This is a genomic window from Qipengyuania intermedia (assembly GCF_019711615.1).
Lineage (GTDB): Bacteria > Pseudomonadota > Alphaproteobacteria > Sphingomonadales > Sphingomonadaceae > Qipengyuania > Qipengyuania intermedia.
This window is the reverse complement of the sequence record NZ_JAIGNS010000001.1, coordinates 1,196,818-1,211,951: the sequence shown is the minus strand read 5'-3', so window position 1 is coordinate 1,211,951 and position 15,134 is coordinate 1,196,818. Positions and strand designations below refer to the sequence as shown.

Sequence of the window (15,134 nt, the reverse complement as noted above, 5' to 3'; positions counted from 1 at the left end):
CTTCGACAAGCACCTGCCTTGGCTGTAGAGGCCAAGGAATGGCCGGGGCGTCCCAAGTTTTGCAATTGACCGATCCGCTGCCGCTCGACGGCGGGGGCGAGTTGCATGGCGCCGAGATTGCTTACGAGACCTACGGCACGCTGGCCGGGGATGGTTCGAACGCGATCCTGCTCTGCCACGCGCTGACGGGCGACCAGTATGTCGCCTCGCCCCATCCGGTGACGGGAAAGCCGGGCTGGTGGGAGCGCATGGTCGGACCCGGAAAGCCGATCGACACTGATCGCTATTTCGTGGTCTGCGCCAATGTCGTCGGCAGCTGCATGGGCTCGACCGGCCCGGCGAGCGAGGCGCCCGACGGCAAGCCTTATGCCATGCGCTTCCCGGTGATCACCATCCGCGACATGGTGCGCGGCCTCGTCGCGCTGCTCGACGGTCTCGGCATCGAAAAGCTGCACGCGGTAGTCGGCGGGTCGATGGGCGGGATGCAGGCGCTGAGCCTTGCCGCCAACTGGCCGGACCGGGCCCAACGTGTCCTGGTCATCGCATCGACCAGCCGCCATTCGGCGCAGAACATCGCCTTTCACGAACTCGGCCGGCAAGCCGTCATGGCCGATCCCAACTGGCACCAGGGCGATTATTATGCGCAGGAGAGCCAGCCCGACAGCGGATTGGCCGTCGCCCGCATGGCCGCGCACATCACCTATCTTTCCGAAGAGGCGCTGACTGGCAAGTTCGGGCGCAATTTGCAGGATCGCGACACCAAGAGCTTTGGGTTCGATGCCGATTTCCAAGTTGAAAGCTATCTGCGCTACCAGGGCAGCGGCTTCACGCGGCGCTTCGACGCCAACTCCTATCTCTACATCACGCGCGCGATGGATTACTTCGACCTGGCGGAAGAGCATGGCGGCAAGCTCGCCAATGCCTTTGCGGGGACCGAGGCGCGCTTCTGCCTCGTCAGCTTCGACAGCGACTGGCTCTATCCGACCGCCGAAAGTCGGCACGTGGTGCATGCCTTGAATGCAGCAGGTGCTGCGGTGAGCTTCGTCGAACTGTCCGCACCCCACGGGCACGACAGTTTCCTGCTCGAAGTCCCCGCGCTCGACCGCGTGGTGAAAGGCTTCATCGAATGAGCGCCCTTCGCCCCGACCTTGCCGCCATCGCCTCCGCGATCGAACCGGGCACCCGTGTGCTCGATATCGGCTGCGGCGACGGTGCCCTCTTGGCGGAACTTCGCGCGTCAAAGGGGGTGGACGCGCGCGGGATCGAAATCGACGGCGGCTGCGTGGAACGCTGCGTGGCGCAGGGGCTTTCCGTGGTGCAGGGCGATGCCGACAGCGCGCTCGCGGATTATCCGCACAAGGGTTTCGACTACACGGTGCTCAGCCAGACGCTGCAGACCGCCCGGCGGCCAGACCTCATGCTCGACCAGCTGCTGCGCGTGGGCAAGCAGGCGTTCGTTTCCTTTCCGAATTTCGCCCATTGGCGCACCCGCAGCGCGCTGATGCTCGGCGGTCGCATGCCGGTCACCCGGTCCATTCCGGTCAGCTGGTACGAGACGCAGAACATCCACCACGTGACGGTAAAGGATTTCCGCGAACTGGCGCGCGAAAAGAACGCACGGATCGAGCGCGAATGGTTCTTCGCCAATGAGAAACCGGTTTCGGGCGCGGCGAATTTGCGCGCCGAATTCGCGGTCTTCCTGCTCAGCCGCTAGGCGGGTCGGCGGGTTTGCCCGCGCCGAAGAAGGAGCGGATTAGCCTGCGGGCAGTCAGGATCAGCCAGACCGTGAGGCCCAGTAACACCAGCGCGATTGCACCTGCCGCATAGGGATATTCGTAAGCGAGGTAGAGCAGGCCGACCGTCGCCACGTCTTCCACCGTGGAGACCGCTACATTGCTGACCGGTTCGGGGCTGGCATTGACCACACCGCGCGCGCCCGCCTTGCCGGCATGCGCGGTCAGCGCCGCCCCGCCGCCCAAAAGGAAAGCGACGACCTGCGTGGCGGGATCAGAGGGATCGACGATAGCAAGCGCCAGCAGCGCACCGCCGATAGGCCGGACGAAGGTATGGACGGCATCCCATGCGCTATCGAGCCACATGACCTTGTCGGCGAAGAATTCGGCCACGGCCGCAATGGCGGCGATCCCCATGATCCACGGGTTCGCCAGCACGTCGAGGCTCTGCAAATGTTCGGGCAGCGGGATCGCGTCCAGGCGCATGGCGAGGCCGGTCGCAAAGATGCTGAGGTAAAGCCGCCAGCCCGCCAGCAGGCTCACGCTTCCGGCTATCCCGATGATTTCCATCACTCCCATAAGTGCCAGTATGCCTCCGATTTCCCATTCGTCCAACGACCAAGTGCACACGACGAGCGGGAATTGACCCGAACGGCGCTGCGGGCCTATCGTTTACAAATGTCAACGACATCTTTCGGGAGGACATTATGATAGGCAAATTCACAATTGCGGCCGCGCTCGCAGCCACTTCGCTTGCTGCTTGCAACAGTGCGAATGCCGGGTCGCAAAAGCACAGCACGAGTTCGCAAAATACGTCGGTCTCGGTGTACCGGAGCGGCGAGGCGCAGATCGTGGGATCGGGCGTCGTGGTCGAAGAGAACAGGCGTATTCCGGCCTTCGGTGCCCTCGCCATCGACGGCCCCGTGGATGTCGTGATCCGGCAGGGTGCGCCCACGCTACGGCTCGTCGCAGAAGACAATATCATCGGCCTGATCGAAGCGAGGAAGGACGGCGACACGCTGTCGCTGACGACGGAGGGCAGCTTCCGCACGAAGAAACCGATCCTTGCCTACCTTTCGGTCCCCGACCTGCGGGAAGTGACGATCAACGCCAGCGGCGACGTGCGGCTCGAAGGCTGGGACGCCCCTGCGCTCTCGCTGTCGATCCGTGGCAGCGGCGATATCGAGATCGACGGATCGGTCGACGATATTCGCGCACGCATCGGCGGTTCGGGCGATATCGACCTCGCCCCCGTCCGCGTGGCGCTGGTCGATGCGGCAATCAATGGGTCCGGTGATGTTGTTATCGGGTCGGTCGACCGGCTGGTCGCGTCGATCAACGGATCGGGCGATATCCGCGCAGGCGATGTCGGAGAGTTATCGGCAGACGTCAACGGATCGGGCGACATCAGCTACCGCAGCGCGCGTGTCATCACCCGGCGCGAAGTAAACGGCAGCGGCGATATCCGCGCCCGCTGATCCGCCTGCTTCCGGCAAAGAAAAAGGGCGGCACCGTTTGCGCGGTGCCGCCCTTCTCTTGTCTATATTGAGCCGGATCAGAAGATTTCGAACAGACCCGCTGCGCCCATGCCGCCACCGACGCACATGGTGACGACGCCGTATTTCGCCTTGCGGCGCTGGCCTTCGCGCAGGATGTGGCCGACGCAGCGCGCGCCGGTCATCCCGTAGGGGTGGCCGATCGAGATCGAACCGCCGTTGACGTTGAGCTTGTCGTTGTCGATGCCCAGCTTGTCGCGGCAGTACAGGACCTGCACCGCGAAAGCTTCGTTCAGTTCCCACAGGTCGATGTCCTCGACCTTCATGTCGAAGCGTTCGAGCAGCTTGGGGATCGCGAAGATCGGGCCGATGCCCATTTCATCGGGCTCGGTGCCTGCAACCGCCATGCCGATGTAACGGCCGAGCGGGTTGAGGCCGCGCTTTTCCGCTTCCTTGGCTTCCATGACGACGACCGCTGCCGAACCGTCCGACAGCTGGCTGGCGTTACCCGCCGTGATCGTGGTGCCCGGGCCCATGACCGGCTGCAGCGAAGCGAGGCCTTCGAGGGTGGTCGAGGGGCGGTTGCCTTCGTCCTTGGCGATCGTCACGTCTTCGTCCGAAACCTCGCCGGTTTCCTTGTTCATCACCTTGTGCGTGGTGCTGACCGAAACGATTTCGTCGTCGAAGATGCCGGCTTCCTGTGCCGCGGCGGTGCGCTGCTGGCTCTGGAGCGAATATTCGTCCTGCGCTTCGCGGCTGATGCCGTAACGCTGGGCGACGGTTTCAGCCGTCTGCAGCATGGGCATGTAGATCGCACCGTGCATGTTCACCAGTTCGGGGTCGGGCATGACCCGCATTTCCTTGGTCTGCACGAGGCTGATCGATTCCTGGCCGCCCGCCGCGACAATCTGCATGCGGTCGGTGATGACCTGCTTGGCAGCCGTGGCGATGGTCATCAGGCCCGAGGAGCACTGGCGGTCGATGGTCATGCCCGACACGCCGATCGGGCAACCGGCACGCAGCGCGACCTGGCGGGCGAGGTTGCCGGCCTGCGCGCCCTGCTGGAGCGCGGCGCCCCAGAGCACGTCGTCGACTTCGCCGGCATCGATGCCGGCGCGCTCGATCGCGGGCTTCAGCGAATAGGAGCCGAGCGTTGCGCCGGGCGTCGAGTTGAAAGCGCCCTTGTAGGCCTTGCCCATACCGGTACGGGCGGTGGAAACGATGACTGCGTCACGCATGGTCATTCCTTAAATCTATCTGGTCGTTGAACGTCTGTTTCTCCCGGGGAGGGGAAAGAAATCAGACGAAGTACATGGTCATCCATTCGCAGATCAGGGCGGGCTTGTCCTCGCCTTCGATCTCGATGGTGATCTCCATCGTCTGCTGCCACTGGCCGGGGCGCTTCTCGGTCATTTCGAGCAGCTTCCAGTGGCCGCGGATCTTCTTGCCCGAGCGAACGGGGTTGATGAAGCGGGTTTTGTTGCCGCCGTAATTGACGGCCATCTTGATCCCGTCGACGCGCGGGACATCGCTGTTCGCGGTGAGGTAGGGGATCATCGAAAGCGTCAGGAAGCCGTGCGCGATCGTGCCGCCGAACGGCGTCATCTTGGCCGCTTCCTCGTTGACGTGGATGAACTGGTGGTCACCGGTCGCATCGGCAAACTGGTTGATGCGCTCCTGGCTCATTTCGACCCATTCGCTGGTGCCGACCTGTTCGCCGACCTTGGCTGCTACGTCCTGGGGGGTCATTGCTCGCTCTCCTCGAAAACTTGCTGAATTACGCGACTCCACATCGCATTTGCGCGCGGACTCATGGCGCATGGAGAAAGGCTGTGCAACTGCCGGAAAGCTGCCGTTACGGCATGGGGGGACTGCGGGCCGGGCAGCGATGCGGCGCGCGCGGACGCGTTATGACGACGCCGCTTCGCGTCCGTGTTCGCGCCGGGCGGCGAGGCGTTTCTTGCGCTCGCGCTGATTCTCGCGCCGGTCGCCCTGCACCACCAGCCCGGTCAGCGCCATCTGCATGGCGAGCACCGTCATGATGAAGGGCTGGTACGCCACCCCGACGAACAGAGCGCCGAACAGGTAGACCAGTTGCACCTGCTGGAGAGCATTGGCGAGCGTTCCCCACCGCTGCAGTTCCGGATCGTCAGACGCCCGCCCACGCCTGCGCAGGCGCTCCATCGCAACCAGTCCTGTCGCGTGGAGGAGGATCCACAGGAGGAAGCCGAAGACCCCCTGTTCGCCCAGCACTTCGAAATAGCTGGAATGGAAGGCGCGTCGGGATTCGGTCACCTCCCTGCGCTCGGTGCGCTCGACATTGCCTTCGCGGATCGTCTCGACCGTCTCATAGGTGAAGGAATTGGCGAGATAGACGTCGAAACCGCCACCGATGGGATTTTCCGCGACATAATCGAGCGTCCAGTCCCAGACCTGGAGGCGCGTCGAAGCGGACTGGTCGGCCTGGTAATTGGCGATCGTACCCATGCGCTCCTGGAAGGATTGCGGCAGAAAGGGGATCGAGATCAGCACCATCAGGCCCGCAGCTGCACCGAAGGCAAACTTGTTCGGCACCGAGCGCAGCAGGAGCAGGCCGAGAAACGCGATGCACAGCAGCCCGGTCCTCGCCTGCGTGCCGATCGGGATGAGCAGCGATGCGCCCGTGAGCGCTACGGCGAGGAAAATCGCGCTTTTCGTGCGGGCGGGAAGGATCGTGCCGTGCATGGCGAGCCACCAGACCAGTGGGATGCAGGCGATGGTTACGGTCGACAGCGTGCTGCCTTCGTAAATGCCCGAATTGCTCGCCGAAAGCGTGACCAGCACGCCGTAGCCGCCACCAGTCAGAAGCGTCTTGATGCCGCCCGAAATCACGATGGTCGCCAGCGATAGCACGCTCACATAGACTGCCGCTTCGAGGCGCAATCGCGTGCGCAGGACCAGCGGCAGGAACAGTGCGAAGAGCATCGACTTCCAGACCCAGGCCCATTTGGACGCCGCGCTTTCGGGAAATTGCGCGATCATGGTGGTGAAGCCGCACCAGAGCAGGAAGGCCAGCAGGATGCCCTGCCGTGAAGAAAACTGCGTGCCCTTCTTGTTGTCGAACAGGATCCACCCGGCGAACGCCAGGATGAACGTGATCAGCGATATCTTGAGGTCGGGCAGGAACACGTATCCGACCTGCTGCGGGACGACGATGTCGACATACATATAGGCGAGCACCCAGATGAAGGGCTTGCGCAGGCCCATCACCACGAGCACGGCCAGGAAGGCGAGGATGAGGATGTCAAACATCGCCGCCGCTTCCTTTCCGGCGCGCGCGGCGCCCGCGAGCGCCTCTCTTGCCCTCGACCGGCGGCGCTGCCTGCGGATCGTCGAGATCCTCGCGCGCAAGCAGTCGCCAGCACACGAGCATGATCAGCCCGTGGGTCAGAAAAATGGCGAAATAGTCGATCACGCTAGCTTATGGTCCGCCCGTTATCCGCCAAACGGCGTGTCACCCGGTAACAGCACAGGGTTGACGCGTCGTTAAGCCTGTTGTGTCACAGGAGGGCGATAATGACACGGGTCCTCCACATCCTCGACCACTCGCTGCCGCTCCATTCGGGCTATACCTTCCGCACGCGCGCCATCCTCAAGAGCCTGCAGGCGGCCGGATGCGAGGTGCGGGCAGTGACCGGTCAGCGCCATGTCGCAGATGGACCAGGCGTCGAGGAGGTGGACGGGCTGACCTTCCATCGCACGCCGGGCACCGCGTCGGGGCCTCCGGTCGCGCGCGAATTGCGTGAAGTCGCGGCGCTGAGGAGAACGATCGAGAAGGTCGCCGCCCAATGGCGTCCCGACATCATCCATGCGCATTCGCCGGCGCTGTGCGGCATGGCCGGCCTGAAGGCCGCGAGGTCGATCGGCGTGCCCTTCGTCTACGAAATCCGTGCGTTCTGGGAAGATGCCGCAGTCGGCAACGGGACGGGCACACAAGGCTCGGCGAAATATCGCCTGACGCGGGCGCTGGAAAACCGCGTGGTCAAACGCGCCGATGCGGTCTTCACTATCTGCGAAGGCCTGCGCAGCGACCTCGCCGGACGGGGCCATGACGCGGCCAAGATCAGGCTTTCTCCCAACGGCGTCGACCTTTCGCTTTTCGGAGAGCCGCGCCAGCGCGACAATGCCCTCGGCGCACAACTCGGCCTTGGGGATGGTCCGGTGATCGGCTTCATCGGCAGCTTCTATGATTACGAAGGGCTCGACGACCTGATCGCCGCCATGCCCGGTTTGCGGGACCGACATCCCGAAGCGCGGCTCTTGCTGGTCGGCGGAGGGCCGCGCGAAGGGGCCGTGCGGGCGCAGGCTGCCGCCTCTCCCGCAGCCGAGGCGATCGTCTTCACCGGGCGCGTACCGCATCACGAAGTGGATCGTTATTATTCGCTGATCGACCTTCTCGCCTATCCGCGCAAGAAATCGCGCCTGACCGACCTGGTCACCCCGCTCAAACCGCTCGAAGCCATGGCCCAGCGCCGGATCGTCGCGGCAAGCGATGTCGGCGGTCACCGCGAACTGATCGAGGACGGCGTCACCGGCGTGCTGTTCGCGCCCGACGATCCGGCAGCAATCGCAAGCGCCCTCGCAGGACTGATCGACCGCCGCGAAGAGTGGGATGTCATGCGCAAAGCGGGCCGCGAACACGTCGCCGCGCATCACGACTGGGGACGCAATGTGGCGCGTTATCGCGAGATTTACTCGGCGCTGGTAGAAGCGGCAAAGCCGAAGCGAACGGGAATGAAGCAGGCATGAGCTATACCGAAGAAACCAGCATGACGCAGCGCGCATGGTTCCGCCCCCTGGTGGGATTGTGGTTCGCCTTCCTGCTCGGCGCGGGCACGCTGGGCGTGCTTTACGTGATGGCCCCCGCGACACGCGATTACTATTTCGCGCGGACCGGGCTTGCGGGCCTCCACCCCTATTTCGAAGCGCCGGTAGGCATGGCCGGTTTCGCTGCGGTCGCAGGTGTGGCTGCACTCGTCGGCCTGGTGTTCGGCCTGATCCTGGCGGCACGTCTCGCGAGGAAGGGCGATGCGTATCCCGCGGACGAGTGGGCCGACGACGAAGCCACCGGCCCGGTCGTGGACGAGGAACCGACGCGAAGCCGCGTGCTCTCGGCTCGCGAAGATCTCGGCGAGGACGGCATTGCGATCACGGAAACCGCAGAGTTCACCGAGATCGACGAAGCGGACGAATTCGAAGTCGAGACTGCCGAAGAAGCCATGCCCGTCGAAGTGCCGCAGGAGCGTGAAACACCCGAAGTGCGCGCCGCCGAAGAGCTGTCCCTCGACCAGCTGACCGGGCGTCTTGCCGCTGCGCTCGAAGCGCACAAGGCCGCCGCGACCGCGCCGCCGCAGGACGAGGACACGGAGCAGGTCATCTCCTTCCTGCGCCGCGAGGCGGAACGCGATGGCGGCGAATCGGCACAGGATCCGCAGGCGGCGTTGCGTAGCGCGCTCGACAAGCTGGGCCGGGTCGGCAAGGCCGACTGAGCCTGCGCACGCGCCGCTGCCGCTACGTCAGCCGCGCGCGGATACGAATTCCTCCATGCTGCAATGCGGTAAAACGCCCTAAAACTTGGGCCGCGTGAAATTTTGCTACCCGTCCGGGCCATTGCAAAAGCGGTTTCGTACCTGCAAAGGGATGGTTCGCGAAATTTTGGCAGTGCCAGATGCGGCGCTGCGACATTTTTACCCGCCTCTGTCCTTCCCTTCGGTCGGCAATGGAGACGGGTTCGGTTGGAGGACGCCTCGGCGCATGCAGGTTCCGCATTCTTCTTTTCCCGCCCCCCAGGGCTTGTACGATTCTGCCAATGAGCACGACGCGTGCGGCGTCGGCATGGTGGCGCACATCAAGGGCGAGAAGAGCCACGACATCATTACGCAGGCGCTGACGATCCTTGCCAATCTCGACCATCGCGGCGCGGTGGGCGCGGACCCGCTGCTGGGCGACGGCGCGGGCATCCTCATCCAGACGCCAGACCCGCTGATCCGCAAATGGGCAAAGGCGCACGGGCACGACCTGCCCGAAGAAGGCGATTACGCCGTCGCCATGTGCTTCCTTCCGCAACAGGACGAGGCGCGCGAATTCGTCGAGAAGCAGCTTGAACGCTTCGCCGAAAAGGAAGGCCAGCGCGTGGTCGGCTGGCGCGACGTGCCCGTCACGCTCGACGGGCTGGGCAAGGCAGTGGTCGATTCCATGCCGGTCATTCGCCAGTGCGTGATCGCGCGCGGCCAGAACTGCGTCGATCGCAACGCCTTCGAACGCAAGCTCGTGGTGATCCGCAAGCAGACGCTGAACCCGCTCGCCGCGCTGGAAGACAAGCACGGCATTCCTGGCCTGAGCAAGGCCTATATCCCGAGCTTCTCCAGCCGCACCGTGGTCTACAAGGGCCTGCTGCTGGCGAACCAGGTCGGCAGCTTTTACGACGATTTGCGCGATCCCGATTGCGTCAGCGCGCTCGGCCTCGTGCACCAGCGGTTCAGCACCAACACTTTCCCCAGCTGGCGGCTTGCCCACCCCTATCGCTTCATGGCGCACAACGGGGAAATCAACACGGTTCGCGGCAATGTGAACTGGATGGAAGCGCGCCGCCGCACGATGGAAAGCGAACTGCTGGGCGCCGACCTCGACAAGATGTGGCCGCTGATCCCGCATGGCCAGTCGGACACGGCCTGCCTCGACAATGCGCTCGAGCTGCTGCTGACCGGCGGATACGATCTTGCGCACGCGATGATGATGCTCATGCCCGAAGCCTGGGCGAAGAACGAGCAGATGGATCCGGCGCGCCGTGCGTTCTACGAATATCATGCCGCCCTGATGGAGCCGTGGGACGGCCCTGCCGCCGTATGCTTCACCGATGGCCGCCAGATCGGCGCCTGCCTCGACCGCAACGGCTTACGCCCTGCGCGCTATTGCACCACCAAGGACGACCTCGTCGTGCTCGCCTCGGAGAGCGGCGTGCTGCCCTTCGCCGAGGAAGACATCACCCGCAAATGGCGCCTTCAGCCGGGCAAGATGCTGCTGATCGATCTCGAGCAGGGCCGCATCGTCGAGGACGAGGAACTGAAGGCCGGCCTCGCCGCTGCCGAACCATATGAGGCGTGGCTGGAGAAGGCGCAGTACAAGCTCGAAGACCTCGACCATATCGAGCCGGACCTGTCCGAGATCCCGCAAAGCGATATCGCGCTGCTCCACCGCCAGCAGGCGTTCGGCTACACGCAGGAAGACATCCAGCGCTTCCTCGAGCCGATGGCCGCGAATGGCGAGGATCCGATCGGGTCGATGGGCACCGACACGCCCATTGCCGTGCTGAGCCAGAAGAGCCGCCTGCTCTACGATTACTTCAAGCAGAACTTCGCGCAGGTCACCAACCCGCCGATCGACCCGATCCGCGAGGAACTGGTGATGAGCCTGCTGTCCATGATCGGCCCGCGCCCCAACCTGCTCGGCCGGGACGGGGGTACGCACAAGCGCCTTGAGGTCAAGCAGCCGATCCTCACAAACGACGACCTGGCGAAAATCCGCTCGGTCGGCGTGGCTCTCGATGGGGCTTTCCGTACCGCGACGATCGACATCACCTGGGACGCCAGCACCGGCGCGGATGGCCTCGCCATGGCGCTGAAGGAAATGTGCTGGGCCGCGACCGAGGCCGTGCTTGGCGATGCCAATATCCTGATCCTGTCGGACCGGGGCCAGGGGCCGGACCGCATCGCCATGCCTGCGCTGCTGGCGACTGCGGCCGTGCATCACCAGCTCGTGCGGCAGGGCCTCCGCATGCAGACCGGCCTCGTCATCGAGACCGGCGAAGCGCGTGAAGTCCATCATTTCTGCGCGCTGGCAGGCTATGGCGCGGAAGGGATCAATCCCTACCTCGCCTTCGAAACGCTGGAAGATTTGCGCGCGCGCAAAATGCCCGAACTCGACGCTGGCGATGTGCAGAAGAACTTCGTCAAGGCGGTCGGCAAGGGCATCTTAAAGGTCATGTCCAAGATGGGCATCTCGACCTACCAATCCTATTGCGGCGCGCAGATCTTCGACGCGGTCGGCCTGTCGAGCGACTTCATAGAGACCTATTTCACCGGCACCGCGACCACGATCGAGGGCATCGGCCTTGCCGAGGTGGCGGAAGAAACCGTGCGCCGTCACGCGCAGGCGTTCGGAGACAGTCCGCTCTACAAGGGGATGCTGGATGTGGGCGGTATCTACCAGTACCGCATCCGCGGCGAAGACCACGCCTGGACCCCGCAGAACATCGCCAATTTGCAGCACGCCGTGCGCGGCAGCGATCCCAAGAATTACGAGGAGTTCGCCAGGAGCGTGAACGAGCAGTCCGAAAGGCTGCTCACCATTCGCGGACTGATGGAACTGAAGAAGGCCGAGCGTCCGCTCGACCTGTCCGAAGTCGAGCCGGCGGCCGACATCGTCAAGCGCTTCAGCACCGGCGCGATGAGCTTCGGCTCGATCAGCCATGAAGCGCATTCGACCCTCGCCATCGCGATGAACCGCCTCGGCGGGCGTTCGAACACCGGCGAAGGCGGCGAGGAGCCGGAGCGCTTCCAGCCGCTGCCGAATGGCGATTCCATGCGCAGCCGCATCAAGCAGGTGGCCTCGGGCCGTTTCGGCGTGACGACGGAATATCTCGTCAACTCGGACGATATCCAGATCAAGATGGCGCAGGGTGCAAAGCCCGGCGAAGGCGGACAGCTGCCCGGCCACAAGGTCGACAAGCGCATCGGCAAGGTGCGCCATTCGACGCCGGGCGTGGGCCTCATCTCGCCCCCGCCGCACCACGACATCTATTCGATCGAGGATCTCGCGCAGCTGATCCACGACCTCAAGAACGTGCAGCCCGAAGCGCGCATTTCGGTGAAGCTGGTGTCCGAGGTCGGCGTCGGCACGGTTGCCGCGGGTGTCTCCAAGTCGAAGGCCGACCACCTCACCATCTCGGGCTATGAGGGCGGCACCGGCGCATCGCCGCTAACCAGTCTGACCCATGCCGGATCCCCGTGGGAAATCGGCCTTGCCGAAACGCAGCAGACGCTCCTTCTCAACGATTTGCGCAGCCGTATCGCGGTGCAGGTCGACGGCGGCCTGCGCACGGGCCGGGACGTGGCCATCGGTGCGCTGCTGGGCGCGGACGAGTTCGGTTTTGCCACTGCCCCGCTGATCGCGGCGGGCTGCATCATGATGAGGAAGTGCCACCTCAACACCTGTCCCGTCGGCGTCGCCACGCAGGACCCGGTGCTGCGCAAGCGGTTCACCGGCACGCCCGAACACGTCATCAACTACTTCTTCTTCGTGGCCGAAGAACTGCGCCAGATCATGGCGGAAATGGGCTTCCGCACGGTCGAGGAAATGGTCGGCCGCGTGGACCGTGTCGACATGCGCCGCGTACGTCGCCACTGGAAGGCGCACGGCGTCGACCTGAAGCGCATCCTCCACGAGGTCCCGCTCGAAGAAGGCAGGTCGCTGCACCACACCGAAACGCAGGATCACGGCCTTGGCGCAGCCATGGATGTCGAGCTTATCGAGGCGTGCAAGCCTGCCATCGAAAGCGGGCAGGCCGTCCAGATTTCGCGCGATATCCGCAATGTGAACCGCACTGTCGGCACCATGCTGTCCGGCCGTATCGCGGAAGCATACGGCCATGCCGGCCTGCCGCAGGACACGATCCGCATCGACCTCAAGGGCGTTGCCGGACAGAGCTTCGGCGCATGGCTCGCGCATGGTGTGACCATGAGCCTGACCGGCGATGCCAACGATTATGTCGGCAAGGGCCTGTCCGGCGGGCGCATCGTCGTCAGGCCGCCCGAAGGCGTCTCGCGCGATCCGACCGACAATATCATCGTCGGTAATACCGTCCTCTACGGCGCGATCGCGGGCGAAGCCTATTTCGCAGGCGTTGCGGGCGAACGCTTCGCCGTGCGCAATTCGGGTGCGGTTGCCGTGGTCGAAGGGACCGGCGACCATGCGCTGGAATACATGACCGGCGGCGTGGTCTGCGTGCTCGGCAAGACCGGCCGCAATGTCGCAGCCGGCATGAGCGGCGGCATCGCCTATGTCTACGATCCGCAAGGTGCTTTCGACGCGCTGGTCAACCATGCGCAGGTCGATGTCCTCGCCGTGACGCCGGGCGACGGCGAAGGCGCCGAAAGGAGCTGGGGCCATCCCCAGCAACGCGCCCAGACGGTCGACGATGCAGGCATGGGCGATCCGCTCTACCACGATGCGGAGCGGCTCAAGATCCTGGTCGAGCGGCATCATCTTCACACCGGGTCGGCACGCGCCAAGGCGCTGCTTGACGACTGGTCGAACGAACTGAAAAACTTCCGCAAGGTAATGCCGCGCGATTACGCGCGCGCGCTCAAGTCGCTCGAGGAAGAGCGCGAGCAGGCGGCAATGGAGGCTGCAGAATAATGGGCAAGGAAACAGGTTTCCTCGAGTATGATCGCGAAGAGCGTGAATACGTCGCACCCGAAGAACGGCTGAAGACCTACAAGGAATTCACCCTCCCGCAGAGCCCCGACGCGCTCAAGCGCCAGGCCGCGCGCTGCATGAATTGCGGCATTCCCTATTGTCACAACGGCTGTCCGGTGAACAACATCATCCCGGACTGGAACCACCTCGTCTACGAAGACGACTGGAAGAACGCGCTCGAAGTGCTGCACTCGACCAACAACTTCCCCGAATTTACCGGCCGCATCTGCCCCGCCCCGTGCGAGGCGGCCTGCACGCTCAACATCGTGGACAGCCCGGTGACCATCAAGTCGATCGAATGCGCGATCGTCGACAAGGGTTGGCAGGAAGGCTGGATCAAGCCGCAGGTGCCCGAAAAGCAGACCGGCAAGTCGGTCGCGGTGATCGGCTCCGGTCCCGCAGGCCTCGCCGCCGCGCAGCAATTGGCGCGCGCCGGCCATGCCGTGACCGTGTTCGAGAAGTCGGACCGGATCGGCGGCCTGCTGCGTTACGGCATTCCCGACTTCAAGATGGAAAAGCACCTCATCAACCGCCGGGCGGTGCAGATGGAGGCCGAGGGCGTCCAGTTCCGCACTTCCAGCGAAGTTGGCGTGGAAGTCAGCTTCGAGGCGCTGAAGGAGAATTTCGACGCGGTGGTCCTTGCGGGCGGTGCTGAAGAAGCGCGGATGCTCGACATTCCGGGCGCCGAATTGTCCGGGGTGCGCTTCGCGATGGAATTCCTGACCCAGCAGAACAAGCGCAATGCTGGCGACGACGAAGTGCGCGCCGCTCCGCGCGGCAGCCTGACGGCGACCGGCAAGCATGTCATCGTGATCGGCGGCGGCGATACGGGTTCCGACTGCGTGGGCACGTCCAACCGCCAGGGCGCGGCCAGCATCACGCAGCTGGAAATCATGCCCAAGCCGCCGGAAAAGGAAGACAAGGCGCTGACCTGGCCCGACTGGCCGCTCAAGCTGCGCACCTCCTCCAGCCACGAGGAAGGCGCGGAGCGTGACTGGGCTGTCTTGACCAAGCGCGTGATCGAGGATGGCGGCGATGTCGCGGGCCTCGAATGCGTGCGCGTCGAATGGAAAGACGGCCGCATGGTCGAGGTCGAGGGCAGTGAGTTCACGCTCAAGGCCGACCTCATCCTCCTCGCCATGGGCTTCACCGGCCCCAAGCGCCGCGGCCTGCTCGACCGGGCGGGCGTGGAACTGGATGCGCGCGGCAATGTAAAGGCAGACACCAACCGCTACGCCACCAGCGAGCCGCACGTTTTCGCCTGCGGCGACATGCGCCGCGGCCAGAGCCTGGTCGTCTGGGCCATACGCGAAGGCCGCCAGTGCGCCCGCGCGGTGGACGAGGAACTGATGGGGGTCAGCGAACTGCCGCGGTAGGTGGCCTCTGGCCG

12 protein-coding genes are annotated in these 15,134 nt (G+C 64.4%); 7 read left to right on the top strand and 5 right to left on the bottom strand.

Annotation, left to right across the window (positions count from 1 at the left end; all coding sequences use genetic code 11):
- The first annotated feature begins 38 nt into the window (after nucleotides 1-38).
- Complete coding sequence (metX, locus tag K3179_RS06030) at nucleotides 39-1,130, top strand: homoserine O-acetyltransferase MetX (RefSeq protein WP_221562918.1); 1,092 nt, start codon at nucleotides 39-41, stop codon at nucleotides 1,128-1,130.
- Entirely contained in the window at nucleotides 1,127-1,714 is a 588-nt protein-coding gene (metW, locus tag K3179_RS06025; protein ID WP_221562917.1) for a methionine biosynthesis protein MetW, read from the top strand. The genes metX and metW overlap by 4 nt, the downstream gene beginning before the upstream one ends.
- On the opposite strand, the gene K3179_RS06020 is transcribed toward metW, so the two are convergent.
- Nucleotides 1,704-2,312, bottom strand: coding sequence for a DUF4126 domain-containing protein (locus K3179_RS06020; RefSeq protein ID WP_221562916.1), 609 nt, complete (start codon nucleotides 2,310-2,312; stop codon nucleotides 1,704-1,706). The genes metW and K3179_RS06020 overlap by 11 nt on opposite strands.
- A gap of 128 nt (nucleotides 2,313-2,440) precedes the next feature.
- Between K3179_RS06020 and K3179_RS06015 the strand changes: the two genes are divergently transcribed.
- A complete protein-coding gene (locus K3179_RS06015) occupies nucleotides 2,441-3,211 on the top strand; it encodes a GIN domain-containing protein (protein ID WP_221562915.1) in 771 nt (256 codons plus the stop codon).
- A gap of 77 nt (nucleotides 3,212-3,288) precedes the next feature.
- On the opposite strand, the gene K3179_RS06010 is transcribed toward K3179_RS06015, so the two are convergent.
- The 4 genes from K3179_RS06010 to K3179_RS05995 all read right to left on the bottom strand — a co-directional run bounded on the left by K3179_RS06010 (nucleotide 3,289) and on the right by K3179_RS05995 (nucleotide 6,683).
- A complete protein-coding gene (locus K3179_RS06010; protein ID WP_221562914.1) occupies nucleotides 3,289-4,467 on the bottom strand; it encodes an acetyl-CoA C-acyltransferase in 1,179 nt (392 codons plus the stop codon).
- 61 nt (nucleotides 4,468-4,528) lie between these two features.
- A complete protein-coding gene (locus tag K3179_RS06005; RefSeq protein WP_090476800.1) occupies nucleotides 4,529-4,978 on the bottom strand; it encodes a MaoC family dehydratase in 450 nt (149 codons plus the stop codon).
- 159 nt (nucleotides 4,979-5,137) lie between these two features.
- A complete protein-coding gene (locus tag K3179_RS06000) occupies nucleotides 5,138-6,520 on the bottom strand; it encodes a putative O-glycosylation ligase, exosortase A system-associated (protein WP_221562913.1) in 1,383 nt (460 codons plus the stop codon).
- Complete coding sequence (locus tag K3179_RS05995) at nucleotides 6,513-6,683, bottom strand: hypothetical protein (RefSeq protein WP_221562912.1); 171 nt, start codon at nucleotides 6,681-6,683, stop codon at nucleotides 6,513-6,515. Before K3179_RS05995 ends, K3179_RS06000 begins: the two co-directional genes overlap by 8 nt.
- A 101-nt stretch (nucleotides 6,684-6,784) precedes the next feature.
- On the opposite strand from K3179_RS05995, the gene K3179_RS05990 reads away from it, so the two are divergent.
- The 4 genes from K3179_RS05990 to K3179_RS05975 all read left to right on the top strand — a co-directional run bounded on the left by K3179_RS05990 (nucleotide 6,785) and on the right by K3179_RS05975 (nucleotide 15,120).
- Nucleotides 6,785-8,017 carry a TIGR04063 family PEP-CTERM/XrtA system glycosyltransferase gene (locus K3179_RS05990; RefSeq protein WP_221562910.1) on the top strand — a complete coding sequence of 411 codons (1,233 nt, stop codon included), beginning with the start codon at nucleotides 6,785-6,787 and terminating at the stop codon, nucleotides 8,015-8,017.
- Entirely contained in the window at nucleotides 8,014-8,757 is a 744-nt protein-coding gene (locus K3179_RS05985) for a hypothetical protein (RefSeq protein ID WP_221562909.1), read from the top strand. Before K3179_RS05990 ends, K3179_RS05985 begins: the two co-directional genes overlap by 4 nt.
- 265 nt (nucleotides 8,758-9,022) lie before the next feature.
- Nucleotides 9,023-13,684 (top strand): glutamate synthase large subunit, encoded by a 4,662-nt coding sequence (gene gltB, locus K3179_RS05980; RefSeq protein WP_221562907.1) that lies wholly within the window; start codon nucleotides 9,023-9,025, stop codon nucleotides 13,682-13,684.
- Nucleotides 13,684-15,120, top strand: a complete 1,437-nt coding sequence (locus tag K3179_RS05975) for a glutamate synthase subunit beta (protein ID WP_221562906.1) — start codon at nucleotides 13,684-13,686, stop codon at nucleotides 15,118-15,120. Before gltB ends, K3179_RS05975 begins: the two co-directional genes overlap by 1 nt.
- Nucleotides 15,121-15,134 lie beyond the last annotated feature (14 nt).

Coding starts and splice junctions, on each gene's coding strand:
- K3179_RS05990 (WP_221562910.1), top strand. CDS start 6,785: ATGACACGGGTCCTCCACATCCTCGACCACTCGCTGCCGCTCCATTCG.
- gltB (WP_221562907.1), top strand. CDS start 9,023: ATGCAGGTTCCGCATTCTTCTTTTCCCGCCCCCCAGGGCTTGTACGAT.
- metW (WP_221562917.1), top strand. CDS start 1,127: ATGAGCGCCCTTCGCCCCGACCTTGCCGCCATCGCCTCCGCGATCGAA.
- metX (WP_221562918.1), top strand. CDS start 39: ATGGCCGGGGCGTCCCAAGTTTTGCAATTGACCGATCCGCTGCCGCTC.
- K3179_RS05985 (WP_221562909.1), top strand. CDS start 8,014: ATGAGCTATACCGAAGAAACCAGCATGACGCAGCGCGCATGGTTCCGC.
- K3179_RS06015 (WP_221562915.1), top strand. CDS start 2,441: ATGATAGGCAAATTCACAATTGCGGCCGCGCTCGCAGCCACTTCGCTT.
- K3179_RS06005 (WP_090476800.1), bottom strand. CDS start 4,978: ATGACCCCCCAGGACGTAGCAGCCAAGGTCGGCGAACAGGTCGGCACC.
- K3179_RS06000 (WP_221562913.1), bottom strand. CDS start 6,520: ATGTTTGACATCCTCATCCTCGCCTTCCTGGCCGTGCTCGTGGTGATG.
- K3179_RS05975 (WP_221562906.1), top strand. CDS start 13,684: ATGGGCAAGGAAACAGGTTTCCTCGAGTATGATCGCGAAGAGCGTGAA.
- K3179_RS06010 (WP_221562914.1), bottom strand. CDS start 4,467: ATGCGTGACGCAGTCATCGTTTCCACCGCCCGTACCGGTATGGGCAAG.
- K3179_RS06020 (WP_221562916.1), bottom strand. CDS start 2,312: ATGGGAGTGATGGAAATCATCGGGATAGCCGGAAGCGTGAGCCTGCTG.